The sequence below is a fragment of the Vibrio sp. 811 genome (assembly GCF_033339195.1).
The window spans coordinates 1-700 of sequence record NZ_JAWOUB010000411.1; the positions used below are offsets into that span (position 1 = coordinate 1).

Consider the following 700-nt stretch of genomic DNA (forward strand, 5'->3'; position numbering starts at 1 on the left):
TGTTAGAAGTGTCTAACCTGACTGCGATCCGTGATGAAAGGGTCCTGTTTGAAAACCTGCAGTTTGAAATTAAGCCTGGTGAGTTAGTCCAGATCGAAGGGCGTAATGGCACAGGTAAAACGACGCTACTGCGCATTATTACAGGGTTAGGCGATAGAGAAGAAGGAATGATCAAGTGGAAAGGTGAAGAGGTTGAAAAATCTCGTGATGTCTTCCACCAAGACTTGCTATTTCTAGGCCATCAAACTGGCGTAAAGCGCGAACTCACCGCATTTGAAAACTTACGTTTTTACCAATCTATTCAAAATAACAGCACTTCCGATGAAGAAATCTTTACTGCTTTAACCCAAGTGGGGCTTGCGGGGCGAGAAGATGTACCTGTAGCACAACTTTCTGCGGGTCAGCAGCGTCGCGTTGCTTTGGCTAGACTTTGGCTAAGTAAGCAGATTTTGTGGATTTTGGATGAACCACTAACAGCAATCGACAAACAAGGTGTCAAAGTGCTTGAAGCTCTGTTTGCTCAGCATGCCGATAACGGTGGCATTGTAATGTTAACGACGCACCAAGATATGTTTGCTGACAGCCCTAAACTTAGAAAAATAAAATTGGGTGATTGATATGATTTCGGCCATGACAACTATTATTCGCCGCGAACTCTTGATTGCATTTCGTCGCCAAGCCGACATTTTGAACCCGCTTT

Annotated in this window: 1 protein-coding gene and 1 pseudogene; both read left to right on the plus strand. The window is 44.3% G+C overall.

What is annotated here, in order from left to right; all coding sequences use genetic code 11:
- A partial coding sequence (ccmA, locus tag R7Q46_RS27185) for a cytochrome c biogenesis heme-transporting ATPase CcmA (protein WP_318078265.1) occupies window positions 1–617 on the plus strand: 617 nt, incomplete at its 5' end.
- Between the two features lies 1 nt (window position 618).
- Window positions 619–700 (plus strand): annotated as a pseudogene (locus tag R7Q46_RS27190) (heme exporter protein CcmB); the annotation flags it as partial.